The 24,602-nt window shown below is 56.4% G+C and carries 22 protein-coding genes and 2 pseudogenes; 15 read left to right on the top strand and 9 right to left on the bottom strand.

Annotated elements, in window-relative coordinates; translation table 11 throughout:
* Positions 1 to 27 precede the first annotated feature (27 nt).
* The gene (locus ACWKV4_RS00340) at positions 28 to 723 is read left to right on the top strand and encodes a hypothetical protein (RefSeq protein WP_483830145.1); all 696 of its coding nucleotides are present in this window, start codon (positions 28 to 30) and stop codon (positions 721 to 723) included.
* 79 nt (positions 724 to 802) lie between these two features.
* Here the strand turns inward: ACWKV4_RS00340 and ACWKV4_RS00335 are convergent, their stop codons facing one another.
* On the bottom strand, positions 803 to 1,093 hold the full coding sequence (locus ACWKV4_RS00335; protein WP_483830144.1) for a DUF1484 family protein: 291 nt from the start codon (positions 1,091 to 1,093) through the stop codon (positions 803 to 805).
* A 445-nt stretch (positions 1,094 to 1,538) separates the two neighbouring features.
* Here ACWKV4_RS00335 and ACWKV4_RS00330 point away from each other — a divergent pair.
* The 4 genes and pseudogenes from ACWKV4_RS00330 to ACWKV4_RS00315 form a co-directional block, all read left to right on the top strand.
* Positions 1,539 to 4,206, top strand: a pseudogene (locus tag ACWKV4_RS00330) (DUF637 domain-containing protein); the annotation flags it as partial.
* Positions 4,201 to 4,923, top strand: coding sequence for a polymorphic toxin type 50 domain-containing protein (locus tag ACWKV4_RS00325; protein ID WP_483830558.1), 723 nt, complete (start codon positions 4,201 to 4,203; stop codon positions 4,921 to 4,923). The pseudogene ACWKV4_RS00330 and the gene ACWKV4_RS00325, both read left to right, overlap by 6 nt.
* 1 nt (position 4,924) lies before the next feature.
* Complete coding sequence (locus tag ACWKV4_RS00320; protein WP_483830143.1) at positions 4,925 to 5,245, top strand: MafI2 family immunity protein; 321 nt, start codon at positions 4,925 to 4,927, stop codon at positions 5,243 to 5,245.
* Positions 5,246 to 5,503: 258 nt separating this feature from the next.
* Entirely contained in the window at positions 5,504 to 5,704 is a 201-nt protein-coding gene (locus tag ACWKV4_RS00315; protein WP_483830142.1) for a hypothetical protein, read from the top strand.
* A 111-nt stretch (positions 5,705 to 5,815) separates the two neighbouring features.
* Here the strand turns inward: ACWKV4_RS00315 and ACWKV4_RS00310 are convergent, their stop codons facing one another.
* Entirely contained in the window at positions 5,816 to 6,106 is a 291-nt protein-coding gene (locus ACWKV4_RS00310; RefSeq protein WP_483830141.1) for a hypothetical protein, read from the bottom strand.
* Positions 6,107 to 6,525: 419 nt separating this feature from the next.
* Between ACWKV4_RS00310 and ACWKV4_RS00305 the strand changes: the two are divergent.
* From ACWKV4_RS00305 to ACWKV4_RS00280, 6 genes and pseudogenes are all read left to right on the top strand, one after another.
* A pseudogene (locus ACWKV4_RS00305) lies at positions 6,526 to 10,269 on the top strand (RNase A-like domain-containing protein); the annotation flags it as partial.
* A gap of 2 nt (positions 10,270 to 10,271) precedes the next feature.
* Positions 10,272 to 10,562 (top strand): contact-dependent growth inhibition system immunity protein, encoded by a 291-nt coding sequence (locus tag ACWKV4_RS00300; protein WP_483833746.1) that lies wholly within the window; start codon positions 10,272 to 10,274, stop codon positions 10,560 to 10,562.
* Positions 10,563 to 10,709: 147 nt separating this feature from the next.
* Positions 10,710 to 11,087: a hypothetical protein gene (locus ACWKV4_RS00295; RefSeq protein WP_483833747.1), complete on the top strand. Its 378-nt coding sequence runs from the start codon at positions 10,710 to 10,712 to the stop codon at positions 11,085 to 11,087.
* 2 nt (positions 11,088 to 11,089) lie between these two features.
* Complete coding sequence (locus ACWKV4_RS00290; RefSeq protein WP_483833748.1) at positions 11,090 to 11,479, top strand: hypothetical protein; 390 nt, start codon at positions 11,090 to 11,092, stop codon at positions 11,477 to 11,479.
* Positions 11,480 to 11,631: 152 nt separating this feature from the next.
* The gene (locus ACWKV4_RS00285; RefSeq protein ID WP_483833749.1) at positions 11,632 to 12,009 is read left to right on the top strand and encodes a hypothetical protein; all 378 of its coding nucleotides are present in this window, start codon (positions 11,632 to 11,634) and stop codon (positions 12,007 to 12,009) included.
* 929 nt (positions 12,010 to 12,938) lie between these two features.
* Positions 12,939 to 13,352, top strand: coding sequence for a hypothetical protein (locus ACWKV4_RS00280; protein ID WP_483833751.1), 414 nt, complete (start codon positions 12,939 to 12,941; stop codon positions 13,350 to 13,352).
* A gap of 48 nt (positions 13,353 to 13,400) precedes the next feature.
* Here ACWKV4_RS00280 and ACWKV4_RS00275 read toward each other — a convergent pair whose 3' ends face one another.
* The 3 genes from ACWKV4_RS00275 to ACWKV4_RS00265 form a co-directional block, all read right to left on the bottom strand.
* A complete protein-coding gene (locus tag ACWKV4_RS00275) occupies positions 13,401 to 14,060 on the bottom strand; it encodes a hypothetical protein (RefSeq protein ID WP_483833752.1) in 660 nt (219 codons plus the stop codon).
* Positions 14,061 to 14,240: 180 nt separating this feature from the next.
* Positions 14,241 to 14,729 (bottom strand): CesT family type III secretion system chaperone, encoded by a 489-nt coding sequence (locus ACWKV4_RS00270; RefSeq protein WP_483833753.1) that lies wholly within the window; start codon positions 14,727 to 14,729, stop codon positions 14,241 to 14,243.
* 230 nt (positions 14,730 to 14,959) lie between these two features.
* Positions 14,960 to 16,483, bottom strand: coding sequence for a fumarate hydratase (locus ACWKV4_RS00265; RefSeq protein ID WP_483833754.1), 1,524 nt, complete (start codon positions 16,481 to 16,483; stop codon positions 14,960 to 14,962).
* A gap of 330 nt (positions 16,484 to 16,813) precedes the next feature.
* Between ACWKV4_RS00265 and ACWKV4_RS00260 the strand changes: the two genes are divergently transcribed.
* Together ACWKV4_RS00260 and ACWKV4_RS00255 are read left to right on the top strand one after the other, a co-directional pair.
* On the top strand, positions 16,814 to 17,920 hold the full coding sequence (locus ACWKV4_RS00260) for a GGDEF domain-containing protein (protein ID WP_483833755.1): 1,107 nt from the start codon (positions 16,814 to 16,816) through the stop codon (positions 17,918 to 17,920).
* Positions 17,913 to 18,848 carry an iron-sulfur-binding ferredoxin reductase gene (locus ACWKV4_RS00255; RefSeq protein WP_483833756.1) on the top strand — a complete coding sequence of 312 codons (936 nt, stop codon included), beginning with the start codon at positions 17,913 to 17,915 and terminating at the stop codon, positions 18,846 to 18,848. Before ACWKV4_RS00260 ends, ACWKV4_RS00255 begins: the two co-directional genes overlap by 8 nt.
* A 25-nt stretch (positions 18,849 to 18,873) precedes the next feature.
* Here the strand turns inward: ACWKV4_RS00255 and ACWKV4_RS00250 are convergent, their stop codons facing one another.
* The 3 genes from ACWKV4_RS00250 to ACWKV4_RS00240 all read right to left on the bottom strand — a co-directional run bounded on the left by ACWKV4_RS00250 (position 18,874) and on the right by ACWKV4_RS00240 (position 20,796).
* A complete protein-coding gene (locus ACWKV4_RS00250) occupies positions 18,874 to 19,701 on the bottom strand; it encodes an HDOD domain-containing protein (RefSeq protein ID WP_483833757.1) in 828 nt (275 codons plus the stop codon).
* Positions 19,702 to 19,789: 88 nt separating this feature from the next.
* Positions 19,790 to 20,101 carry an AzlD domain-containing protein gene (locus ACWKV4_RS00245; RefSeq protein WP_483833758.1) on the bottom strand — a complete coding sequence of 104 codons (312 nt, stop codon included), beginning with the start codon at positions 20,099 to 20,101 and terminating at the stop codon, positions 19,790 to 19,792.
* The gene (locus ACWKV4_RS00240) at positions 20,098 to 20,796 is read right to left on the bottom strand and encodes an AzlC family ABC transporter permease (protein ID WP_483833759.1); all 699 of its coding nucleotides are present in this window, start codon (positions 20,794 to 20,796) and stop codon (positions 20,098 to 20,100) included. Before ACWKV4_RS00240 ends, ACWKV4_RS00245 begins: the two co-directional genes overlap by 4 nt.
* Before the next feature lie 180 nt (positions 20,797 to 20,976).
* Here ACWKV4_RS00240 and ACWKV4_RS00235 point away from each other — a divergent pair, with 180 nt between their 5' ends.
* Both ACWKV4_RS00235 and ACWKV4_RS00230 read left to right on the top strand, forming a co-directional pair.
* The gene (locus ACWKV4_RS00235) at positions 20,977 to 22,677 is read left to right on the top strand and encodes a copper resistance system multicopper oxidase (protein WP_483833760.1); all 1,701 of its coding nucleotides are present in this window, start codon (positions 20,977 to 20,979) and stop codon (positions 22,675 to 22,677) included.
* A complete protein-coding gene (locus ACWKV4_RS00230) occupies positions 22,670 to 23,560 on the top strand; it encodes a copper resistance protein B (RefSeq protein ID WP_483833761.1) in 891 nt (296 codons plus the stop codon). Before ACWKV4_RS00235 ends, ACWKV4_RS00230 begins: the two co-directional genes overlap by 8 nt.
* A gap of 189 nt (positions 23,561 to 23,749) precedes the next feature.
* On the opposite strand, the gene ACWKV4_RS00225 is transcribed toward ACWKV4_RS00230, so the two are convergent.
* Positions 23,750 to 24,403, bottom strand: a complete 654-nt coding sequence (locus tag ACWKV4_RS00225; protein ID WP_483833762.1) for a polysaccharide lyase family 7 protein — start codon at positions 24,401 to 24,403, stop codon at positions 23,750 to 23,752.
* Between the last annotated feature and the right edge of the window lie 199 nt (positions 24,404 to 24,602).

The following is a 24,602-nucleotide window of genomic DNA, read 5'->3' as shown; positions in this document are numbered from 1 at the left end:
TGACCCGGGGAGTTGGAGTTAAATCTTATGAAGTTATTTTATTTATTACTAAGTTTCTTCGCCCTGTCAGCTTGCTCAAACAAACCGCTTCAGCCTGAAATCGGCTCACAAATACACACTATAAAAATACTTCCTGTCATTTGGTCTCCTAAAGAGTTCACCTACATAGGTCGAGAGCAAGCGTGGGGCATGGCAGTGGGCGCCGGGACCGGTACATTGGCCGGGGCTGCTACGGGCGCTTCGAAAATCGGGCAGGCAGCACTTGGTGGTGCTGGTCTTGCGGCAGGTATGAAGCTTGGTGATCTGGCATCTATGCCAACTTATCAAGCAATAATTTCCAACATGAGCATCAACCAAATTGATCTGGGGGAGATCGTAAAGTCTCAGTTTGAGAATCAATTGGCTACGTCAAATAGATTCAAACTAGTAGGCGTGGATGCTCAAGCCGATGCGGAGATTCAGCTGACAGTAGTCAACTGGGGATTTGGACTGACGCAGGGTTTTAGCAGTGTTATGTACCCCACCATGAAAATCTCAGCAGAAATGAAGCGAGGTGATGTCGTTGTTTGGCGATATGGAAACTACATTACGCCTTTTAATGGCGATAATACCTATGCCTTTACGCCACTTGAGTATCGTACCGATCCGGATAAGCTAAAGGCGGCGCTGAATGGAGTGGCCGATATTCTCAGCAAAAAACTGATTGAAAACTTAGGTATTTGATAAAAGCAGGCCTGAGGTTCCTGTGTCAGGCCTGCGCTTTTACTAACTAAGCAGCCGCTGGTTAAGCTTGTGCTAATAGCTATAATAAATCATCTAATTCGCTAGCGATCAAAAGCAGCTGCCTATGAAGTGGTGATAATAGGCAATGAAGTTTGCTACAGGCCATGGGCTTATTTTCAGCCGTGTCCAGTAACTCAAGCATGGTGCGCATGGCGTATTCCATCGCATTGAGTTGGTTTCTAATTTCATCCAACTCGGTTGCTGTCTTGTACAGGCTTCTGATCTCAGTGGTGATTTCTTCGGCCGACATAAAATCAGGCTGCTCGATTAAATTTGCAAGATGTCGTTGAATCTGAATGAGGCTGGTCATTTTGAACCGTCTCCATTCATCACCATGACGAAGGCTTTACTGTTCGTTAAATGTAGGAATGTTAGTGCAGTCCTCAAAACTGCTAGCTGCCTAGCAACCGATCCATGGACCCTTTGCGAGCAGGCTAAAAAATTAAAAATCCAAGACCTGATGTATATACCCATAGATAAAGCTCCTTTGCATGTGGGGGCTACCACAACTCGTCGCCAAACGAGCAGGGTGGCAGCTGTACGCAGGTTGGCGAACCGGGGCAAAGGAACCCGGCAGGCCCGAAGGCCTCCCGCGCACAGCCGCCATAACACATAACGCCAGGCACAAAAAGCGCCTAGAGCTATGGATGGTGGCGCTGGTGCGCCTTTGCATACACGGATCGCCAAACCCGGCCGCTGGATTGACAGCGACCCGCGAAGGTTACCGGTAACGAATTCCCCCCGCAACCGCCAACAAATACCTGATCGAAACCAACCCCGTCCTCACCGACCTCAAGCTCGGACTACCTGCTCGCCGGCCTCGGCTACAACCCCGACCTCAGCGCCAAGCGCCTGGGCGACGGCCTGTATGAGCAGCGCCTGGTGCAGCAAGCCGTGACCGCCCGCACTGGCCAGGCTTTTATCGACGGCCAAACCTCCAACGAGGCGCAGTTCAAGTACCTGATGAACAACGCTATCGCCAGCAAGCAGGCGCTCAACCTGAGTGTGGGCGTGGGCTTGACCAGTGAACAAGTCGCCGCCCTGACCCACGACATCGTGTGGCTGGAAACCCACGAGGTGAACGGCGAAAACGTGCTGGTGCCCGTGGTGTACCTAGCCCAAGCGAATGGCCGCCTCGGCCCGACCGGCGCGCTGATTGCCGGTAACGACGTAACGCTGATCGCAGGCCAAAACCTCGATAACGTCGGCACACTCAAGGCCACCAACAACCTCTCTGCCACCGCCGGCAACGACTTGGTCAACAGCGGTTTGATCCAGGCCGGTAACCGCCTGGACCTGCTGGCCGGTAATTCGGTGGTGAACAAAGCCGGCGGCATCATCGCCGGTCGGGATGTAAGCGTCACGGCACTTAAAGGCGATGTGATCAACGAGCGCACCGTGACCGCCGTGGACACCAACGTGCGCGGCCAGGCCCACAAGGACTACGCCGACAACGCCGCCCGCATCGAAGCCGCCAACGACATGAGCCTGTCCGCGGGACGCGACATCAACAACCTCGGCAGCGTGCTGCAAAGCGGCCGCGATCTCAGCCTCAACGCCGGGCGTGACGTCAACCTCGCCGCCACGCAGCTCACCAATAGCCTGGTACAGGACCGCAAGCACACCAGCAGCGACATCACCCAACTTGCCTCCACCGTCACCGCCGGCCGCGACCTCAGCGCCCAAGCCGGCCGCGACCTCAACGTGATCGCCAGTCAGTTGGATGCCAAGCGTGATTTGGCCATGGCAGCCACTGAAGACCTGACCATCAGCTCCGCGGCGGACGAGCAGCATTCGTATTCAAAGAGCAAGAAGGTCACTCGGCAGGAGGACCATGTTAGCCAGGTGGCCAGTACGCTCACCTCGGGTGGAAGCGTCGCGCTTAGCTCCGGCCAAGACCTAACCGTCACCTCCAGCCGCATCGAAGCCGCGAACGAAGCTTACCTGGTCGCCGGTGGCAACCTGGCCCTGCTCGCCGCCGAAGACAGTGACTACTCGCTGTACAGCAAGAAGAAAAAGGGCAGTTTCGGCGCCAAAAAAACCAAACGCGATGAAGTCACCAACGTCACCAACGTCGGCACCGAAATCAAAACCGGCGGCGACCTATTGCTGGTCAGCGGCAAGGACCAAACCTACCAAGCCGCCAAGCTCGACAGCGGCAACGACCTCACCCTCAACAGCGGCGGCGCCATCGCGTTCGAAGGCGTAAAAGACCTCCATCAAGAAAGCCACGAAAAGAGCAAAAGCAACCTCGCCTGGAACAGCGCCAAGGGCAAAGGCAACACCGACGAAACCCTGAAGCAAAGTGAGCTGGTTGCCCAGGGCGAAGTCGCCATTAACGCGGTTAACGGCTTGCACATCGATGTGAAGCAGGTGAACCAGCAAACGGTCAGTCAGGCCATCGATGCCATGGTGAAGGCTGATCCGCAGTTGGCTTGGATGAAGGATGCCGAGAAACGAGGAGATGTAGACTGGCAGCTTATTAAAGAGGTGCATGATTCCTATAAGTACAGTCACTCCGGGCTAGGCCAGGGAGCGATGTTGGCTATCATCATCGCGACTACGATTTTGACAGCAGGCTCAACAACGGCTGCTGCGATAGGCACATCCGCTGGGGCTACAGCTAGTGGTGCCGCAACAGCAGCAGGGTTTGCACAAGCAACGGCTGTTGCAATAGGAAACGCTGCAAATGCTGCCGCCATAGCGACTATGTCTGCAGCTGTTTCTCAAGCCGCGATCAGTACTGTAAATAATAAGGGCAAGCCTGGGGCAGTACTGAAGGATGTGACTTCTTCGGATAGCTTAAAAGGCTATGTCATCAGCGGGCTAGCTGCCGGTTTTGCTGCTAGTCTTCTTGATAAATTTTATGGCGTAGCGTCTGAAAATGCGGCCAAGGCTTCACATGGTTTTAATTTGGGAACTGTTGAAGGGTTTACTCAATATGCGACTTATACATTAGCCGAAGGCAGTTTCAGCGCCGCTACACGTACTGTGATAAGCGGAGGCAGTCTTAAAGATAACCTGGCTCAGGCAGCTATTAGCTCAGCAGCAGATGCGCTTACAGCAGGCATCTATAATAGGTTAGGTGAGCAGCTTAAGTTCTCAGGGCTTTCAGCAAAAGTTGGGGCTCATGCACTGGTTGGAGGGTTGATTGCAGAACTCGCCGGGGGCGACTTTAGAACGGGAGCATTAGCATCTGGGGCGAATGAAGCTTTTGTAGCTTCTGTCGGGGACAAAATCTTCAAAGACTTGCCGCGTGATCAATTGCTTGCAATGACGTCTCAGCTGATAGGGGTTACAGTGTCAGCTGCTGCTGGGGGATCTGATAAGGACCAAGAAATCGCTGGTTGGGTTGCTCAACAAGCAACTAGTTTCAACTATCTTGAGCACCCAGAAAAAGAAGCATTTGTGCAGGATATGGGTGGATGCGGCACTGACGATGAGTGTTCAAAAAGAAAGTGGGAGCAGGGTAAGTACAATGAGGACAGTCTGGGTAATGTTGAGTACGCAAATGATATAGCTGGCTCTAAGCGTGCTAGGGATACTAGGGATCAAGTGCTTTATTCTCTAGACGGTATTGTAGCGATGCAATGTGGGAACAGCACGTGCGAAGGGTATAAGCAACTGTTAATTAAGCGCTCATTGGATACGGTTAGTTATTTATCCGGCGTAATCAAAGATTGGGCGCCAACGTATGACCGCTTAGGGATGCTCAATGGAGCCGCAGTAGGAGCAGGGTCTACGGGAACGGCTTTACAAGCCGGAGAGGCTGCGGCTTTATCAAGAATCCAAAAGGCTGTAGACTATCTCTCAGCGGGTCCAAAGGGAATAAGTAAAATCCCTGTCCCTGACGATCTTCCAACAAATATCCATGCAGGGCAGCAGGGAAAACATATCAGAGGCCACAATAACTTTTTAGAAGGACGTAGCTATTTCAATAACGGCGTCGACCCGGCTGAGCTTTTAGGCGGAGTCCACAGCGGTAAATATCCGATTGTTGGTATTGGGTCTCGTGGTAACCCAATTGTGGATTTTGGCAGGCCCATTGGTGTTGACGGACGGACAGGGCAGTCTGTCACACGAGGCCAAATACATTATGGAAAAAATGGTGCCCACATTGTTCCAGATGCGAGGGATTGAGATGCTATTCGCTGCACAACTACCTGACTGGCTAGTGGCGTGTTTTCGCGTTGCACTGCTTGGCGAGATTTATCCTAATATTAGAGCTATCGCTGTCGGGTATCATAATAGTGGTTTTGTATTGATTCGATACTATATTGATCGTCAGCCAACGGACTTTGATTTAGAGAGTCTGGAAATTGTGGCTACAAATCTAGATGCATTGGGAGGGAAAGAGCAGGAAATCAATAAAATTGATATCCAGTGCGTATATGCAGCGGGCGTTAAGCGAGAATTAGAACCTCTTAGTGGGTTTATATACTTTAGGCGAGAGTGCGGATAAGTAGGTGCAAAAGGGTCTGGAAGTAAGGTTAATTCATTGCTGCCAAACCTCAATGCCCGATCTTAATTAAAATTTTCAGTAATAGTCACTACGCGGTGATGGGTTCTATAATAATTCGCCTGCTTAAGCTTATTGAATGATGTTGCGGCTGTTTATTGACGGTCTTGAATGTGGTGAAAGTAAATAATAGTTTTATAACTAAATAATTATATCGGTTAGTGATCTATTAAAAATTTAAGAGTTTCGCGGAGGGCTTTGATGAATGACCAAGCTATCTATAACGAAATTGGACAGCTTTTAGTTGGTGCTGGGCTAGGCGCCGCGAAAAAAATGATGGTTCACGCCGAGCTTTTTTCATGGCTAATAGTCTTGTTGCTGGTGGTCATGCGTGGAACAAGTGTACGGTTTCCTTGGATGTATATAAAATTAGTATTGAATTTTCGTACGATGGTACGATGAATAGCTATAGATAAATTTTTCGGTTGGCTCTGGCGCAAATTGTGAAGTATTATTTCTTGCCAGAGCCGTCAGGGTAATTTTTAAATTTTTAGTATTGTGTACTATTAATTTTTATAAGGTTTCGTCTATTTTAACCATGGCCCCTATTAGCCTATCATGTATAGGCATCAGCAAGCAGTGCAAATGAAAGCCAGCTAAATGCTTTCCATCAGCTTCGTAAAGAAGTTGAAGAAGAATCCTCATGCTGCATTCAATAATATTTAATTGCTGCCGCGTTCGCTCAACTGCATCTACAGTTAAACGCAAGGATTCAGTCTCGGCCTTCAAGACATCTGCTACTAAAGTTGGCGCGCCTTCAATCAACTTCAGCAGATTTCGCTCGATCTCTGAAAAGGCTTTCATTTCTGATCTCCGAACCTGCTATGAGGTCGATCGATAGCAATTTCTCTCTTTTTGAGTGTGGCATTAGCGGCATCAAAAAACCCGCATATTTGAATCAAATAAGCGAGGTCTTGGCCTAAAGGTGATTGAAGTAAGTGCATGAGAAACTCCTTTGCTGACTGGAGCTGCCACATGTCGTCGCCAAACGAGCAGGGTGGCAGCTGTACGCAGGTTGGCGAACCGGGGCAAAGGAACCCGGCAGGCCCGAAGGCCTCCCGCGCACAGCCGCCATAACACATAACGCCAGGCACAAAAAGCGCCTAGAGCTATGGATGGTGGCGCTGGTGCGCCTTTGCATACACGGATCGCCAAACCCGGCCGCTGGATTGACAGCGACCCGCGAAGGTTACCGGTAACGAATTCCCCCCGCAACCGCCAACAAATACCTGATCGAAACCAACCCCGTCCTCACCGACCTCAAGCAGTTCATGAGCTCGGACTACCTGCTCTCAGGCCTCGGTTACGACCCCGACCAAAGCGCCAAGCGCCTGGGCGATGGCCTGTACGAGCAGCGCCTCGTTCAACAAGCCATCACTGCCCGCACTGGCCAGGCCTTTATCGACGGCCAAACCTCTAACGAGGCGCAGTTCAAGTACCTGATGAACAACGCCATCGCCAGCAAGCAGGCGCTTAACCTAAGCGTAGGCGTGGGCTTGACCTCCGAACAAGTGGCCGCCCTGACCCACGACATCGTGTGGCTGGAAACCCACGAGGTGAACGGCGAGCAAGTGCTGGTACCCGTGGTCTACCTGGCCCAGGCCACTGGCCGCCTTGGCCCTACCGGCGCACTGATCGCGGGCAATGACGTAACCCTGATTGCAGGCCAAAACCTCGACAACGTCGGCACCCTCAAGGCCAACAACAACCTGTCCGCCACTGCCGGCAATGATCTGGTCAACAGCGGTTTGATACAGGCCGGCAACCGCCTGGACCTGCTCGCCGGTAATTCGGTGGTGAACAAAGCCGGCGGCATCATCGCCGGTCGGGATGTAAGCGTTACGGCGCTTAAAGGCGACGTGATCAACGAGCGCACCGTGACCGGCGTGGACTCCACCGTGCGTGGCCAGTCCCACAAAGACTACGCCGACAACGCCGCCCGCATCGAAGCCGCCAACGATATGAGTCTGTCCGCCGGCCGCGATATCAACAACCTCGGCAGCGTGCTGCAAAGCGGCCGCGATCTGAGCCTCAACGCCGGGCGCGACATTAACCTCGCCGCCACCCAACTCGCCAACAGCCTGGTACAGGACCGCAAGCACACCAGCAGCGACATCACCCAAGTGGCCTCCACCGTCACCGCCGGCCGCGACCTCAGCGCCCAAGCCGGCCGCGACATCAACGTGATCGCCAGCCAGCTGGACGCCAAGCGTGATGTGGCGATGGCGGCCACTGAAGACTTGACCATCAGCTCCGCGGCGGACGAGCAGCACTCCTACTCGAAGAGCAAGAAGGTCACCCGGCAGGAAGACCATGTTAGCCAAGTGGCAAGCACGCTTACCTCCGGCGGCAGCGTAGCCCTTAGCTCCGGCCAAGACCTAACCGTCACCTCCAGCCGCATCGAAGCCGCGAACGAAGCTTACCTGGTCGCCGGTGGCAACCTGGCCCTGCTCGCCGCCGAAGACAGTGACTACTCGCTGTACAGCAAGAAAAAAAAGGGCAGTTTCGGCGCCAAAAAAACCAAACGCGATGAAGTTACCAACGTCACCAATGTCGGCACCGAAATCAAAACCGGCGGCGACTTGCTGCTGGTCAGCGGCAAGGACCAAACCTACCAAGCCGCCAAGCTCCACAGCGGCAACGACCTCACCCTCAACAGCGGCGGCGCCATCAATTTCGAAGGCGTAAAAGACCTGCACCAAGAGAGCCACGAAAAGAGCAACAGCAACCTCGCCTGGAACAGCGCCAAGGGCAAAGGCAAAACCGACGAAACGCTGAAGCAAAGTGAGCTGGCTGCCCAGGGCGAAGTGGCTATTAACGCGGTTAACGGCTTGCACATCGATGTAAAGCAGGTGAACCAGCAAACCGTTAGCCAGGCCATCGATGCGATGGTCAAGGCTGATCCGCAGTTGGCTTGGTTGAAGGATGCCGAGAAGCGGGGGGATGTGGATTGGCGGCAGGTGAAGGAGATTCATGACTCCTTTAAATATAGCCAGTCGGGGTTGGGCGTCGCTGCACAGCTAGCTATTGCGATTGTAATTGCCTTCTTCACTGCTGGTGCGGCCAGTGGACTGGTAGCAAGTGCCGCCGGTGTTGGCGGAACGGCAGCGGGCGCAGCGGCGGGTGCGGCAACCGGCGCTGCAGTAGGAGGTGCAACCGGCGCCGCAACCACCGCTTCGATCTGGGCCGCGGCATCGACAGGCGTAACGGCAGGTTGGGCGAACGTTGCAGCTACGGCAGCACTAACGTCAGTCGCCAGCAACGCAGGCATTAGTGCAATCAATAACCGTGGGAACCTTGCGGCTGTATTCAGGGATACCACTTCCAAAGATGCCCTCAAAGGGTACGCAGCAGGAGCGATAACGGCGGGGTTGACTGCCGGGCTCTATGACAAGTGGGTAGGTACTCAAACAGGTGCAAGTACAGTCCCTGCTAACAGTACGGCCGGAGCGCTTGCCAACAGCGGCGCGGTAACAGGCGCACCATTGAACACCTGGGCTGGGATAGGAAAGTTTGCGGCCAATCAGGCACTGCAAAACACTACCTCTGTAGCCGTAGCAAAAGTCCTAGGGCAGGAAGGAAATTTAGGTGACGCCCTGCGCTCAAGCCTGGCCAGCACGTTCGCTGCGGCCGGTTTCAATTTAGTAGGTAATACCGGGTTTAAAAACCAGTATGCGCCGGGTAGCCCGCAAATGGTTGGCTTGCACGCGCTGATGGGTGGGCTGGCAGCAGTGGCAGCTGGTGGGGACTTTAAAGCAGGCGCGCTAGCCGGCGGTGCCAGTGAGGCGTTGGTTAAAACCCTTGATGACCAATTTAGCGGCCTTAGCCTGGAGAAGCGCAGCAATCTGTTGGTATTGACGACGCAACTGGTTGGGATAGCTGCTGCTGCTACGGTGGATAACGGCGATGGAAAAGCCGTGCAGACCGGCGCCTGGGTAGCCAAAACGGGTACGCAGTACAATTATCTTTCAGCCCATCAGGAACAGGTTAAACAAGAGGAAAAAGAGGCTTGCCCTGATAACTCTTGCCGTTTGGGTAAGGATGTAAAATGGGCAGTAATAAGCTTGCAGCAGGACGCTGGCCTTGCGCTTGGATTTGGCGGTAGTCTCGGTCTGTCGGTTGTAGAAACTGCTGAAGGTATAGCCGGCATATTTGATCACCTGGGACAGATTAAAGCTGCACTTAGCTCGCCTGCTCTATACCTCGAGTTGGTCAAAACCCTTGGCAAGGATTACCTGTCTGGGCTTCAGCAGCGGGTCGACCTGCTTGACAGAGCATATAACGACGCGGGTTGGGATGGTTCGGTTACAGCGGGCGTTGAAGCGGGTCGTCTGGCTATAGAGCTGGTAGGCGCAATGACAGCAACCAAAGGCGCGGTCACTGTTGTTGGGATGCTTCCTAAAACGGCAGAAAAGCTGGTCAATGCTGTAGCAAAAACATCGCCCGTTGGGAGAGCAGGAGAGGCTGGAAGGCTAGTCGACTTGGTTTCGGGAGAAACCTACAATACAGGCTTTGGTAAAGCTGCTGCTAATGATGGGATATTTGATGGTGCAAAAGAAGCTGGGAAGGCAGTCAGCCCAATTGTTCCAGGTGGTGGACTTGCAGCTCATGAAGCAGCTGGTGGGCACTTGCTTGCAAAGCACGTAGGGCAATCAGAGGAACAGTTGTTAAGCCGCCTTTCGGCGGAGCCTAAAATTACCGGCTCGTCATCTTTTTATGATCGAACATTTGCTGAAAAGGCCGTTTCACAAACCTTGGATATGAAGCAAACAGAAATTGCGAACTGGCTTTCTGGGAGCGCAAGCCGCTTGAGACTTGACAATACGCTATCAAGCCCTGTTGGAATATCTGTTGCTCGCGGTGCGTCCGGCGCAGTAGATGCAAATTCGGTCAGGGTAATACTTGTGCGTGACTCGAAAACTCCAACAGGATATAAAATTCTTACAGGATTCCCTACGGTGCCATGAGTATGAAAAATTACAGCGTTCTCGGTCAGTTATTAGGTTGCTATTTTCATCAGGACTGGCCTGAAGAGTTCAGTAATAGCAGTGAGGTGATTCATGAAATTACTAATAGTGAATCTAGTGATAGGCTGCTGGCGGGGGCGGGTGAGCTTGACCAGTTGATGGCTCTTAAACTTTCTGAAGATGCTTGTCGCGAGATTATGACTGCTAAAGTCGGATGTTTCTTTGAGCCCGAATCCGAAGGGCTGACATACGCAAATTGGTTGTTGATGGTGCGGGCTGCTTTCTTAGAGTAATAATACGTTGATGCAAAAGCGACAGCAGGTGCTTTCGTTGATGGTGCAGGCGGTATTGCTGTTGCGCCTAAAACGATCCCATATGAACCAAAGAGCTCGGTTGTTTTACAAGGTGACGCCCCTATATGCGGACCAGCCTGCGCAGCAATGACAATTACTGACAAAACGGGTGTGGCTATTAGCCTTGACAATGCAATTGGAAGCTTTTTAAGCGGGGTCAGGCCGACCGCCGTTAACACTCTGGAATTATCAGACGTGATATCTAAGGCGGGAGTTAAAAATACTGTAAACACTACAGTGTTACCTGAGCAGTTAAACGAAGCACTGCAAGAAGGAGCAAGTGTTATCGTTCAGGTTCCCGCTGGCCAAGGAAAGCACTTCATTATTGTTGATAGTGTTAAGTCTGTTGATGGCGTAAGTTACTATATGACACGAGACCCGTATGTTGGACCAAGGGGTGTTCAACAAGGGTTGTTAGATGGCGCAATGTCACCAGGCGTCAATGCCATTGTGATAGGGGAGTGATAATGAATGTCGGCGATATTGTTGAGCTAGAGGGGTGGCTGGTTGTTATTGATTATAAGCTTTTCCTCATGCCAGAGAACTATTCAGAAAGTTATGAGGATGGTGAAAAAATTGAGATGTCTAGCCCTGAAATAATGTTTTCTGTGATGGATGAAATACTTCCCTTTGGCGGAGGAAAGAGCTTTATATTTCATAAGTCTAAGGTTTCAGGGGTCTTGATAGATCTTTCGCCAATGAAGATTAAGCCAACAGCTTTATCTGTAGAGGAGAGAGGGCGTGGTTTTATTTCTATAGATATTGAGGGTGGTGTTGAAAAGCATAAAGCTCGGTACGAGGATTTCCTAAATAAGAGACTGAATGTTAAGTCCGGTGACTGGCTAGATTACTTGTAGATGCAAAAGGTAAAGGCTCCGAGGCTCCGTACAAACCGCAAACTACCAGGAATTAGCTAGATGCCAATTATGGGCGTGACAACGTTTTTTCTAATACAGTTCCGCCAACTCTTGATATTCAAAAACCTATTATTCAGCACAGCCGTTGTAATGTGATCGTCGGCACGCCAGGTTCAAATACTGGCACCTTGAATTTCTGCGTTTATGCAGTGACGCAGGACGCGTTACTTGTGTTTTCTTGGAATGCTTCTAACCTACGGTACATACCTATTGTACAGATTAAATGGTCGAGTATTTCATCTGTCAGCTTGAAAACATTTGGCCTTACCAAACAAGTTCAGTTTCTTGAGAGGCAGCGTCAAGCCGGTTTCAGTGCTATTGTCGATGGCGGTAGCTATGTTGATAGAGAAGCAACGGTAAAGGTTTTTGAATTCGCAAAAGCTAAAGGCGTTAAAGTTATGGATAGCGATGGTTTGATGAAGCCCCCTCAGCAAGGCACTGTATTTGTACCTATTATGATTAAGCGTTAACGCTTGCTTAAAAGGTTGCATGGTGGTAATTCGATTTTCACCTATTAATGGACCGGTGTTGGCCTGAGGCGCTGTGAGGCAGCGCCTAATATTTAGTGATTTTTGTTCATTATGTCCGCAGATGCCTATTTTCTAAAGAAAGTTCAGGCTTCGTCAAAATTATTAAAAATATTTAAGATTTTCATATGAAGGGGAGCGAGTAAGCAGTGCATATCGCTCGCCTTTAGTTGGGTAGTATCAGCTGCATCTAATAGTTCTAGTATCACCCGTATAGTGCATTCTACTGAACTCACGTCATTACGCGATTTTTCAATCCGATTAATTGCGTCACCCATTTTCAGTAGCTCTATTTCGAACTGCTTGTGTGCTGATGGGAATTTCTGAGCGAGTTCAATAAGCGCTGTGTGGGTGTTCGATAGGCCTATCATTTAGCACCCCCATGGAAATTGAGGGTGCTGTAATAAAAATTGTATGGAATGTATAAGATTTCTGCTAAAGCAGATTCCAACGCCGTGTTTAAAGCTGCTGTGAAATTTCTATGCTTTATATTCGAATGTAAGTCTTTCATAAAGATTCCTTGTACTTGAAGCCACCGTTCTCTGCCGCCAAGCAGAATGGGGTGGCGGGTTACACAGGATTGGCGGACCGGCGTACAAGGAAACCGGCGCACCCGAGGGTGCTCCCGCGTAACCCACCATAAAGCCGAGTCGCAGAGCTGACGAAGCAGCCTGTGATCAACCGGTGGCGCTATTGCGCCTTGTACTGTCAGGCCGCCAAGCCTGGCCGCTGAGTCTGCAGCGGCGTGCGAAGCGTATCCATAACGCTCTCCACAGGCAAGCCATCCGCCTAAAGGCTGCCCTGCGCCTAGTGGTCTGACCTCCGAACAAGTCGCTGCCCTGACACCTGGCCACCAGGCCAACCCCGGTGGCATGACCGTCGGCGGCAACGTAGGCTCGGTGAGCGCCAATGGCCAGCCTGCCGCGCAAGCGCCGATGCCCGCCAATGTGGCTGCGGCCATCGCCCAAACCGTCAGCAAAGTGCAAGGGTTGCCCAGTTCCGCAGCCCAGCCTAACACCAACAAATACCTGATCGAAACCAACCCCGTCCTCACCGACCTCAAGCAGACTTCGATGTTTTCAATGGCACCTCAGAGGAGTTGTCCAATCTGTCCCGATTTCGCCCTTCGCCATCCTCCAAAATACGATAAGCCCAGCGCTGCGCCGGTAGGCGATACCCCCTCGCATCGCGGGTATCGCCAGCGGCCGTTTGCTGTATGCCGGGCAACCGGCTGGCTTGCTGTATGGGCCACGCTCGCCCAAGTACGGTACGGATTAAAACACTAAGCCGAAAAACAAAGCGCGTTCCCTAGGGAAGGCGCTTTGTTTGCGTGTTTATTTTCCTTCGGGCTTAAACTCCACGGCGAAGTATTCCATCTCGTCATTGCGCAACGCATTGTCAGTAATGAGCGTTGTCTCTGCTTCTACGCCCGCCAATCGCCTTGGAGCAGGCGTGGGTCCCAGGCGGTATTCGTCCGCTGGATTTTCCCTACGGAAGGCTTCTACCGCCTTTGCATTACCCTGTATTTCCGCAGGCATAGCCTTGCTTTTCAGGTTCTTCGTGGGCGCACGGTAGAACGCTAGGATAATGCGCCTGGTGTCTAGCTCAAAAGCAAGCGGCTCGCCTAGGACTGCGCGGTGGGCGTAGTGGTCCGCTACTTTTACCGCAGCCGTTGCTTGCTCGGGAGAGGTCGCGTTGTTGGAGTTGGTGGTGTAGATACCTTTGCCGCCGCCTGACCTTCCACCGGTGTATTTGCCGGCCAAATCGGTGTCAATTCCATCTTTCCTCATGGCTTCGGCCGCAAACCCGGCAGTGCCATGCAAGCCAACGAATTCAAGCTTTCGGTGTTCCTTTAGTTGCATAAATGCGGCTGGTTCTACCATGGTGAACAGGCTGCGCTTTTGCCCGGCGCCCGAGCTTAATGCAGACGCCATGCTGGTGACGTGCTTTAAGTTAGCATGAGGTAAGCCCTCGGTACGGGTCATATGACCCATGCTGTGTACCTCCTTACTACTCAGCTGGCGCACGGGTGCCGGCTTGCTACTAATGCCTGATAACGTACGGGCGGTGTCGCTGCTAGCTCTTTTCACCACCGTGTCGAGCATCTGGGTAGTGATATTGGCTGAGGGCGGTCGAATGACTGGCATACATGTCTCCAAATGGCTATCAGCCGGTCAACCTCTTTCTAAAAAACGTGGCTGTTGCAATGAATTACCAGGCCGCCCTGACGGCGCCTGAGGCGCGCGGGGCGTTTTGGGTTTTAGCGCCACTTCAATCGCCTCCCGTACCTCGCCAGCAGCAGAAAAGAAGTTATCCACTGCGGTGCAGAAGCCACCTAGGTCGCAACCCTTGAGCGGCAGTGAATACGAAAGCACCAAGCTCCTGAACGGTGCGTCCAGCCCGAGGGTACAGCCCAGGGTTTTGATGCCCAGCAGGTTCAGGCCCAGCAGGGCTTCGTATTGGTCGGCGTTAACCTCGCCGCTTAGTTGCCAGATATGACTGTAGAGTACGACCGCTTCGCTGGTGTCAGCCGGTACGAGCAGCGTGCACATTTCATTGGGCTTACGGATCAACTGGCATTGGCCGTGAAGGTCCAGCACCAAGGAGCGGTCATTAGGGTTTATCTGAGACAGCCAGGTGTCGACAGTGCTTCTAGCATGCATAAAGAACGCGCTCTGGTCGTTTTTATAAGGTCGTTATAGCGCCATGCGAATAGCGTAGGCGGAGCAGGGCAGGCCAAGGCCCGCCCACGGTGCAGGTAGCACGCAATACACTCGGCGTTCTGGCCTGTTATTTCTGATTCAAGACGCTGAGTGGCCCGTTGGTGGAAGTGAGTTCCATGGCTGGCCATCGCTCAAAGACAAGCCCGGCATTGCACCGGGCTTTGGCGTGCTTAGCGTACTTCGACGGCCAAGCTTTCAGCGATACGGCCCTGCCACAGCGCAGGCCCGGTGATATGCACCGACTCCCCCTGGCTGTCCACGGCCACGGTCACGGGCATGTCTTTTACGTCGAACTCGTAGATGGCCTCCATCCCCAGCTCTTCGAAGGCCACCACGCGGGCGCCCTTGATGGCCTGGGCCACCAGGTAGGCCGCGCCGCCTACGGCCATCAGGTACACCGCCTTGTAGTCCTTGATCGCATCGATAGCGGTAGGGCCGCGCTCGGATTTGCCGATCATGCCCAGCAGGCCGGTTTGATCCAGGATCTGCCGGGTGAACTTGTCCATCCGGGTGGCGGTGGTAGGGCCGGCGGGGCCGACCACTTCTTCGCGCACCGGGTCCACCGGCCCCACGTAGTAAATAAAGCGGCCCTTTAGGTCCACCGGCAGGGTTTCGCCCTTGTTGAGCATGTCTACCATGCGCTTGTGCGCGGCGTCCCGGCCGGTGAGCATCTTGCCGTTAAGCAGCAAGGTTTCGCCTGGCTTCCAGCTTTGTACGTCTTCGGGGGTGACGGTGTTCAGGTCCACGCGGCGGGCCGAGGGGCCGGCTTCCCAGACGATCTCTGGGTAGGCGTCCAAGGGTGGCGCTTCCAGGGAGGCGGGGCCGGTGCCGTCGAGTACGAAGTGGGCATGGCGGGTGGCCGCGCAGTTGGGGATCATGCACACCGGCAGCGAGGCTGCGTGGGTGGGGTAGTCCATGATTTTGACGTCCAGCACCGTGGTCAGGCCGCCCAGGCCCTGGGCGCCGATGCCCAACTGGTTGACCTTCTCGAACAGCTCCAGGCGCATTTCTTCGAGGCGGTTCCGCGGGCCACGGGCCTTGAGTTCGTGGATGTCGATGGGGTCCATCAACACTTCCTTGGCCATCACCGCGGCTTTCTCGGCGGTGCCGCCAATACCGATACCCAGCATGCCCGGCGGGCACCAGCCAGCGCCCATGGTGGGCACGGTTTTGAGCACCCAGTCGACGATGGAATCCGAAGGGTTGAGCATGGCCATCTTGGACTTGTTTTCGGAGCCGCCACCCTTGGCGGCCACGTCCACTTCCACGGTATCGCCCGGCACGATGGCGTAGTGAATCACCGCCGGGGTGTTGTCCTTGGTGTTCTTGCGGCTGCCGGCCGGGTCGGCCAGGATGGACGCGCGCAGCACGTTGTCCGGCAGGTTGTAGGCGCGGCGCACGCCTTCGTTGATCATGTCGTCCACGCCCATGGTGGCGCCGTCCCAGCGCACGCCCATGCCCACGCGCACGAAGACCGTCACGATACCGGTGTCTTGGCAAATGGGGCGGTGCCCCGTGGCGCACATGCGCGAGTTGATCAGGATCTGGGCGATGGAGTCCCGTGCGGCAGGGGATTCCTCGCGCTGGTAGGCCTGGTGCATCGCTTCTATGAAATCTACGGGGTGGTAGTAGGAAATATACTGCAGGGCATCGGCGACACTCTGAATGAGGTCATCTTGCTTGATCACGGTCACGGGCGCGCTCCTCTTTGACACGGGAACATATCTCGGCCCGCGCAAGGCACGCGGGGCGGCCTCTCAGGCGCGGCCCAAAGGGTGGGCAACAGCCAGGGCAGGCGGGGGGCCGGCAAAAGGCGCGGCAGTATACCCCCGCCCGAGCAGGGCGCGCACCCGCCTTTGGCCGAAGCTGTGAGGTATTCGGCGGGCTAGGCTGTGAGCGTTGGCTAGGGTCGGTCATCGGTTGGTCAAAAATCCAATGGCCATTTTTGTGACAGGTCACTAAAGTGGCACCTTGCCATAATTGTGGTCGGGGATAGGATCCCCATCAGCGCGGTGAGTCAGCGAGTGACCGAGTTCAATCCTCAAAAGTTATTTATCAAGCGCTTTCTTTTAGGCCTCAGCAGTTACGTGATCATGCTGGTGCTAGTAGGCGTAACCTTTTTAGGCGGCTATTTCCATGGCAGCGCCCACGTTGTGCTGGGCGGTGGCGTGTTGGCCATGATCAGCCAAGCCGCGCTGGGGTGGACCTTTTTCAAAGGGTACAACCAGCGTTTTGCCGACCCCAGTTTGACCGAGCTACAGATTTGGCTAGGCATTGGTTGGCAAACCTGGCTATTGGCGCACCTGACCACTGCCCGTGGCGCGTTTTTGATCATCTACGTGGTGCCGCTGATGTTCGGGCTGTTTCATCTGCCCAGGGCGGTATTCCTGCGCTGCGCGGCCTTGGTGCTAACCAGCTTTGCCGTTCTTAACGTCTACGAATTCAGCCAGGGGCAGTTACATGAGGCCGGCCTGGTGGCCATTCAGGGCGCGGTGCTGTTTATCGTGTTGTTCTGGCTATGCCTGTACGCCAACTACGTTCAGGCCTCCCGCCATCGCATGCGTCGGCGGCGCTTTGCGTTGCAGGCTCACCAAGACACCCTGCGCGGGATGATGCGGCAACTGGAAGAACTGGTCGCCACCGATGAGCTTACCGGGCTGTTCAACCGCCGGCATTTCTTGCGCTTGGCCTCCCGAGAACTGCAAAGCCTGCGCCGCAGCCACACCCACGGCCTGGCATTGATTGACCTGGATCACTTCAAGCGCATTAACGACATGCATGGCCACGCCGCCGGGGATGCGGTGCTGCAAAGCTTCGCCCAGGTAGCCACCGCCTGCCTGCGTGAAGGGGATGTGCTGGCCCGCTACGGGGGCGAAGAGTTCGTGCTGCTGATGCTGGACACCGATGCCGAACGCCTGACGCTGTGTTGCGAGCGCCTGCGTTTGGCGTTCGCGGCCACCACACCGGCCGATAGCAAGGTGGGGGGGGTAAGCCTGAGCGCGGGCCTGACCTTGCTCAACGAAGGCGATGTGCTCGATGACGCCCTGCACCTGGCCGACAAAGCCCTGTACCAGGCCAAGCGCGAGGGCCGTAACCGCTGCGTGGCGGCCTGGGAATGGGCCGATGCCTGAGCTGAGCGTCAACGGCCGCACCTGGGAGGTGACCACTGGCGCTAACCTGCTGGATGCGCTCAGGGCTGGCGGCGTAGCCGTGCCTTCTAGCTGCCGCGCCGGGCATTGCCAGAGTTGCCGGGTGCGCTGCATCGAAGGCCAGCCTATGGATGTACAGCCGCAGGCCCTGCCTGCTGATGAGCGCGCCGAGGGCTGGCGCTTGGCGTGCCAGTGTCAGGTGATAGAGCACTTAGTGGTGGCACCCTACAACCCCGCCATGGACGGCGTGCCTGCGCGCGTTAGTGAGTTGACTTGGCTTAGCCCTGGTGTGCTGCGCTTGCGGGTGCTGCCACAACGCCCCTTGCGTTACCAGCCTGGGCAACATGTGGTGGTGTGGAGCCAGAGTGGGGTAGCGCGGCCGTACTCCCTGGCCGGCCAGCCCAACACAGCGCCTTGGTTGGAGTTTCATGTGCAGTGTGCCCGCCCAGGGGCGTTCGTAAGCGTAGCTCGGCAACTGCGGGTAGGTGACCCCTTGGTACTTGGGAAAGTCGCTGGCGGTGCCCTTTATTACGATCCAGCGTGGGCTGCGCGGCCGCTGTGGTTATTGGCCAGTGGAACGGGTCTGGCGCCACTGTGGGCCATCCTGCATCAGGCGTTGGCCGCGGGCCATGAGGGCGAAATACGCCTGGTGCATAGCGCACAAGAAGGCGAGCATTACCTGGCCGATGCCCTTGAGCAGTTGGCTAAGGCCTACCCCATACTGCAGATAGACCTTCGAGCACCTAGCGTAACCTTGGCCGACTTACGCCCAAGCCGCTCGACCCTGGCCTTGGCCTGCGGTAGCCCCAAAGCGGTAGAGGCGTTTGCCCGCCAGCTATTTATGGCAGGCGTGCCCCGTGGCCTGGTGCTGACCGAGGTATTCGAAACGGGCCTGGCGCCAGAGGCCTGAACCCGCGCTTTGGCCCCTGCCTGGGTTAGCGCAGTAGCTCTTCGAAGGCTTTGTCGGCCTCCAGCACCTGGGGCAGGGCGGCGAACAGCTGGGGCAGGTCCACGCCCTTCATCAGTTCATCCTCAAGCTCGGCCCGGGCCTGTTCGGTAGGGCCACCGTATTTCTGCAGCTGGTCGCTAACCTCGCAGGCCTGGGCGACCAACAGGGGCAGTGGGCCGTTGCCGGGTACTTGATGGGGCTTGGCCTGGTAGGCAATGCCATCCTGGATCTGCTTGGGCAGGTTCCAGCGCTTGGCCAGCTCCGCGCCTACCTCAGGGTAGCCAAAACCCAATTGCAGCGTTTCATCCGCCGCATGGGCCGGGGAGGAGGCGTTCGCGCGGCGCGCATTGAGCCGGTCGACCATGTCCGGGGCGCCGGTTTGAATCAGCAGCTCGCCAATGTTGTGCATCAGGCCACAGGTAAAGGCCACTTCCGGGTCTTTGCCATCTTGCTTGGCCAGCAGCCGGGCGATGCTCGCCACCTGAAAACTTTTAAGCCAAAAACCCTTGAGGTTGAATGACGGCGGCGCGCTAAAGGCCCCGGTCACCGCGCTGGCCAGCACCAGGGTACGCATGGTGTTGAAGCCCAGGCGCATGGCTGCGTCTTCGATGCTGGTGGATTCGCGTGCGCCACGAAAGCGCGCCGAGTTGGCCAGGCGCAGGATTTTCGCCGAGATGACGGGGTCTTTTTCGATATTGCGGGCGATGGCTTCAATGCCCGAGGTGGGGTTGTCGAACTGGGTGATCAGGTCTTGGGCGACCTTGGGAATACTGGGCAAATTGTGCAACTGGTTGAACAACTGGTTGATTTCCATGGCGCTCCCCTCTGTCTATGACGAATCCCACAACGATAGGCAATTATTGTTCGTTCGGCCTATTCATGTACGGCGCGGTTCAAACAAATTACAGCCAGGCGCGAAAGGCATAGAAGGCCCCCATGCTTAGCGCCACGCTTAGCAGCACGCCGCGGGTCAGCAGCATCAACCCCAGGGTACATAGACCCGCCCATAGATAAGGGTTGGCCAGGGACAGGTTAAGCTGGTGGCCGGGCATAAATACGATGGGCCCACAAATGGCGGTAAGCATCCCTGGCACGGCAAAGCCTAGAAAATCCTGCATGCGTTGGCCTAGGCGCACAGGCAAACGTGGCTCAAGGAACACATAGCGGTTGAAGAACAACACTACGGCCATGCCAACAATCAACACCCACATCATCGCCCAGTCTCCATCACGTGTTTACACAGGTAGCCGGCGCCCATGGCACAGAGCCCTGCCAGCACCAGGGCCGACTCCACATGCCAGTAGCTGAACAGTACAGAGCAGCACAGCGCCACCGCCACGCACACGGCAGTTGGTACCGACCGCACCACTGGGGTGATCAGGGCGATAAAGGTCGCGGCGATGGAGAAGTCCAGCCCCAGTTGCTCAAGCCCCGGAATGCTCTTGCCCAGCACAATGCCCGCCAGGGTGCAGAGGTTCCAGATGAAGTAGAGCGTGAGCCCCGCCCCGAGGGCATACCAGCGCTGGAAAGTCGCCGGGCTATGCTGGCTGGTGAGGGCGAACAGCTCATCGGTAAGCAAAAAGCCCAGCCCTAGCCGCCAGCGGGTGGCTAGCGGGGCGACTCGGCTGCGCAGGTGCATGCCATAGAGCAGGTGCTGGGAGGTGAGCAGCAGAGTGGTGAGCAAGATGGATAATACCCCGGCCCCGCCTTTGATCATGCCGATGGCCACCAACTGCGCGGCGCCAGCGAACACGATGGTGGACAACCCTTGGCTTTGCAGCGGGGTGAGGCCTGCGTCCACGGCCATGGAGCCTGCCAGCAACCCCCAGGGCATGCAGGCCAATGAAAGCGGCAAAGCGGCAACGGCGCCTCGGACGAAAGCAGGGCGATGGGCAGCAGGTAATGACATGGCGGCAGCCAAACGAACGATGGCCAGAAAGCATGGCAGTTAAGCGCAGCCTTGTCTTGACGTGCTGTGCACTTTGCGCGGCCCGGCTGGTAAGGTCAGCGGCCTGGCTTACGCAACCTTGGCAGCGTTTGGGGCTCTTATGATCGCTCTGCCGTTTGCCGCCCCCTACAGGACCCTTCAATGCCCTACCGTTCCGACCGAAGAACCTTTGTTAAGAGCCTGGCCGCCTTGGGTGCGGTGGGGTACACAGGCCTGTGGCGCAACCCGGCCTGGGCAGCGTCGACCGGCGCGGCGCCTGGCCTGCAAACCCTGAGCGGTGACAGCTTCGACCTGTTCGTTGAGCAGCGCCCGGTCAGCCTAGGCGGGCAAGCCCGCACCGCCCTGACCATCAACGGCGGTTTGCCGGGCCCCTTGCTGCGCTGGCGCGAGGGCAGCACGGTTACGCTGCGGGTGCATAACCGCCTGAGCGAACCCACCTCTCTGCACTGGCATGGCATTGTGCTGCCGGCCAATATGGACGGCGTGCCTGGGCTGAGTTTTCACGGCATCGCACCCGGGCAAACGTTCGAATACCGTTTCCCGGTGCGCCAGCATGGCACCTATTGGTACCACAGCCATTCCGGTTTCCAGGAGCAAACCGGGGTGTACGGCGCAGTGGTGATCGACCCGCGGGCGCCTGAGCCAAACCCCATGCACGAGCAGGTGCTGATGCTCACGGACTGGACGGACGAAAACCCCGAGCGGGTCTTCGACCGGCTGAAAAAAGAGCCCGGCTACTACAGCCAGAATTCCCGCACCCTGGGCACCTTTATCGAAGACGCCAGCCAGCACGGGCTGGGGGCCACGCTGCGTGACCGCTGGATGTGGGCTCGCATGCGCATGGACCCTACCGACTTGGCGGACGTCACCGGCCAAGCCTACACCTACCTGGTCAACGGGCGCGCCCCGGACGACAACTTCACCAGCCTGTTCACCCCTGGCGAGCCCGTGCGCCTGCGGTTTATCAACGGCTCTGCCATGACCTATTTCGACGTGCGCATTCCAGGCTTGAAGATGACGGTGGTGGCCGCCGATGGCCAACCAGTGCAGCCGGTGAGCGTGGACGAGTTCCGCCTGGCCGTGGCCGAAACCCTGGATGTGATCGTGCAGCCCGAAGGCAGCGCGGCCTATACAGTATTTGCCCAGGCCATGGACCGCAGCGGTTATGCCCGCGCCACGCTGGCCGTCGCCCCAGGCCTGGTAGCGCCGGTGCCGGCGCTGGACGCGCCGGTAGTCGTCAGCATGGCCGATATGGGCATGGCCCACGGCGAGCATTCTGGCATGGCAGGCATGAAGGGCATGGCCGGTATGGCGCCGCCGATTGAGCATAAAGCCAGCGAGCAGGGCAGCCCCCTGGTGGACATGCAAACCAACGCCCCGACCGCGCGCTTGAACGACCCTGGCATTGGCCTGCGGGATAACGGCCGCCACGTGCTGACCTACGCGGCCTTGCGCAGCACCTTCAGCGACCCGGACCCGCGAGAACCCAGCCGTACGCTGGAACTGCACTTGACCGGCCATATGGATAAGTTCGTGTGGGCCTTCGATGGCGTAAAGTTCGCCGATGCCGAGCCCATCCGCCTGCGTTATGGGGAGCGGGTGCGCCTGGTGTTGGTCAACGACACCATGATGGCGCACCCCATCCACCTGCATGGCATGTGGAGCGACCTGGAAGACGAACACGGGCAGTTCATGGTGCGCAAACACACCATTGACGTGCCGCCAGGCACCCGCCGCAGCTATCGGGTAAGCGCCGATGCCTTGGGCCGTTGGGCCTATCATTGCCACATGCTTTATCACATGGAAGCGGGCATGTTCCGCGAGGTACGCGTTGATGAATAAGCCTGGAATCTGCCTACTATTGAGCCTGTGCGCTGGGGGCGCCGTAGCGGCCGAGACGCCCATGGACCACAGCGCCATGCCGGGGATGCACCACGGCAGCGGCGAGGCTATGGACCACGCTGGCATGGAAGGCATGGTGCCCAGCGCGCCGAGCGCCGAGCCTGCACCGGCTACCGCCCAGCCCTTGCCAACGCCTACCGATGCCGACCGCGCCGCGGCCTTCCCCGACGTACCCGGCCATGCCTTGCACGACAGCGACCTGCGCGCCTACTGGCTGCTGGACCGGTTGGAGTACCAGAAAGCCGATGCGGGCACCGCGTTGGATTGGGACGTGGAAGGCTGGATAGGTGGGGATATCGACCGGCTATGGCTGCGCTCCGAAGGCGAACGCACCAACGGGCATACCGAGAGCGCCGAGGTGCAAGCGCTGTACGGTCATGCGGTCACCCCTTGGTGGACACTGCTCGGCGGTGTACGCCAGGATTTTAAGCCTGAGCGCCCGCAAACCTGGGCCACCTTCGGAGTACAGGGCGAGCCGTTGTCTGATCTGGACGTGGACGCAACCTTCTTCGTAGGGGAAAACCACCAGACCAGCCTGCGCCTGGAGGGCGAATACGATCTCTCGCTGACGTCATCGCTGATCCTGCAACCGCGCATGGAAGCAAACTTCTTCAGCCGTAACGACCCGGTCCGCCAGCAAGGCGCCGGGCTTTCCACCCTGGAAGCCGGCCTGCGCCTTCGTTACGAAATCATCCCCGAGGTGGCGCCCTATATCGGCGTGAACTGGACCAAGAACTACGGCCGCACCGCCGATTACGTTCGCGAAGAGGGCGATGATGTGGAAGAGGGGCGGTTAGTGGTGGGCGTGCGCCTGTGGTATTGAACCGACCGGAGCCACACTATCCTTCCCTGTAGGCGCCAGCAAAGCTGGCGAACCGTGCTATTGATTTTAAATTTAAATCACACCGCTTTAACTGGCGCTGCGCGTGACTTGTGGGCCTATTCGCCAGCTTGCTGGCTCCTACCGGATGAACTAGGCACCTGGCCAACCTTCGGGCGCAGTTCACACGGGTCAATGCTTGGTTTGCAGCTCGTAATAGGTTACCCGGCCGCCTTCGGTGGCATAGCCGCTGCGATCCAGGGTGTAGTTGCCGGCCTTGAAAAAGAACGAATAGGGCTTCCACTTGCTATCCAGCGACCGCTGCGTGGCCACCCCATTGATGGTGGCGGTCACCATGCCCGTGTTGGCCATTTCCACCTTGTAGGTGAAAGGCTGGCCCAGCGGCACGTTTTTGAAGGTGTACACGATCGGCGATTTGTCATCGCCCGGCTTGGTCCGCCAGGTGATGTCCACGTTGCCGCTACCTTTGGCAAAACGGTACTGCACCTTCAATAAGGGGGAGTCCGCATCCTTGGCGTGGATCTGCGCCACCACCACCTTGCCTTCGGACGGCACCTGAGTCACGGCCACTTTGCCACTGATCACGTTGGTGCCGCTGTTGTATTTCCAGTTGCGCTGGCTGCCGCTTTTGTTCACTTCCCGCAGCTCGCTGCGAGGGAAGTGGCTGCTACCCGAGTGCGCCCCGGTCACAGGTGCCCACAGCACCAGGCCATTGCCGGTCTTCTGGAAGTACGGGTTGGTGAAGCCGGTCAATCTGTTCGCCGCTACTTCCTGGGCAGGGGTGCCAACAGGAAGAATAAGGTCCCACACACTCAGGTCGATCATGATCAAGGCCCATATAAAGAGAATAGGGCTGGGCGGTATCCCAGGCCGATACCGGGCTATCTGCCGCCTCGCGCAAGGCTTGAACACCGTTCAGCGGCTAGGCCAAGTGCCAGTATTTATTGAGTAATGCCTTAACGATCAACGATAACGACTCACCCTATGGAAACCCCCGCCAACCTCCTGCCTTTATCGCCGGTGC

This window comes from Pseudomonas artemisiae (genome assembly GCF_057128685.1).
This window is presented reverse-complemented; position numbering and strand designations above follow the sequence as displayed.

What these genes read in the sequence shown, in the direction of transcription:
- ACWKV4_RS00340 (WP_483830145.1), top strand. Translation starts at nt 28, where the DNA reads ATGAAGTTATTTTATTTATTACTAAGTTTCTTCGCCCTGTCAGCTTGC.
- ACWKV4_RS00335 (WP_483830144.1), bottom strand. Translation starts at nt 1,093, where the DNA reads ATGACCAGCCTCATTCAGATTCAACGACATCTTGCAAATTTAATCGAG.
- ACWKV4_RS00325 (WP_483830558.1), top strand. Translation starts at nt 4,201, where the DNA reads ATGGGTGGATGCGGCACTGACGATGAGTGTTCAAAAAGAAAGTGGGAG.
- ACWKV4_RS00320 (WP_483830143.1), top strand. Translation starts at nt 4,925, where the DNA reads ATGCTATTCGCTGCACAACTACCTGACTGGCTAGTGGCGTGTTTTCGC.
- ACWKV4_RS00315 (WP_483830142.1), top strand. Translation starts at nt 5,504, where the DNA reads ATGAATGACCAAGCTATCTATAACGAAATTGGACAGCTTTTAGTTGGT.
- ACWKV4_RS00310 (WP_483830141.1), bottom strand. Translation starts at nt 6,106, where the DNA reads ATGAAAGCCTTTTCAGAGATCGAGCGAAATCTGCTGAAGTTGATTGAA.
- ACWKV4_RS00300 (WP_483833746.1), top strand. Translation starts at nt 10,272, where the DNA reads ATGAAAAATTACAGCGTTCTCGGTCAGTTATTAGGTTGCTATTTTCAT.
- ACWKV4_RS00295 (WP_483833747.1), top strand. Translation starts at nt 10,710, where the DNA reads ATGACAATTACTGACAAAACGGGTGTGGCTATTAGCCTTGACAATGCA.
- ACWKV4_RS00290 (WP_483833748.1), top strand. Translation starts at nt 11,090, where the DNA reads ATGAATGTCGGCGATATTGTTGAGCTAGAGGGGTGGCTGGTTGTTATT.
- ACWKV4_RS00280 (WP_483833751.1), top strand. Translation starts at nt 12,939, where the DNA reads ATGACCGTCGGCGGCAACGTAGGCTCGGTGAGCGCCAATGGCCAGCCT.
- ACWKV4_RS00275 (WP_483833752.1), bottom strand. Translation starts at nt 14,060, where the DNA reads ATGGGTCATATGACCCGTACCGAGGGCTTACCTCATGCTAACTTAAAG.
- ACWKV4_RS00270 (WP_483833753.1), bottom strand. Translation starts at nt 14,729, where the DNA reads ATGCATGCTAGAAGCACTGTCGACACCTGGCTGTCTCAGATAAACCCT.
- ACWKV4_RS00255 (WP_483833756.1), top strand. Translation starts at nt 17,913, where the DNA reads ATGCCTGAGCTGAGCGTCAACGGCCGCACCTGGGAGGTGACCACTGGC.
- ACWKV4_RS00250 (WP_483833757.1), bottom strand. Translation starts at nt 19,701, where the DNA reads ATGGAAATCAACCAGTTGTTCAACCAGTTGCACAATTTGCCCAGTATT.
- ACWKV4_RS00245 (WP_483833758.1), bottom strand. Translation starts at nt 20,101, where the DNA reads ATGATGTGGGTGTTGATTGTTGGCATGGCCGTAGTGTTGTTCTTCAAC.
- ACWKV4_RS00240 (WP_483833759.1), bottom strand. Translation starts at nt 20,796, where the DNA reads ATGTCATTACCTGCTGCCCATCGCCCTGCTTTCGTCCGAGGCGCCGTT.
- ACWKV4_RS00235 (WP_483833760.1), top strand. Translation starts at nt 20,977, where the DNA reads ATGCCCTACCGTTCCGACCGAAGAACCTTTGTTAAGAGCCTGGCCGCC.
- ACWKV4_RS00230 (WP_483833761.1), top strand. Translation starts at nt 22,670, where the DNA reads ATGAATAAGCCTGGAATCTGCCTACTATTGAGCCTGTGCGCTGGGGGC.
- ACWKV4_RS00225 (WP_483833762.1), bottom strand. Translation starts at nt 24,403, where the DNA reads ATGATCGACCTGAGTGTGTGGGACCTTATTCTTCCTGTTGGCACCCCT.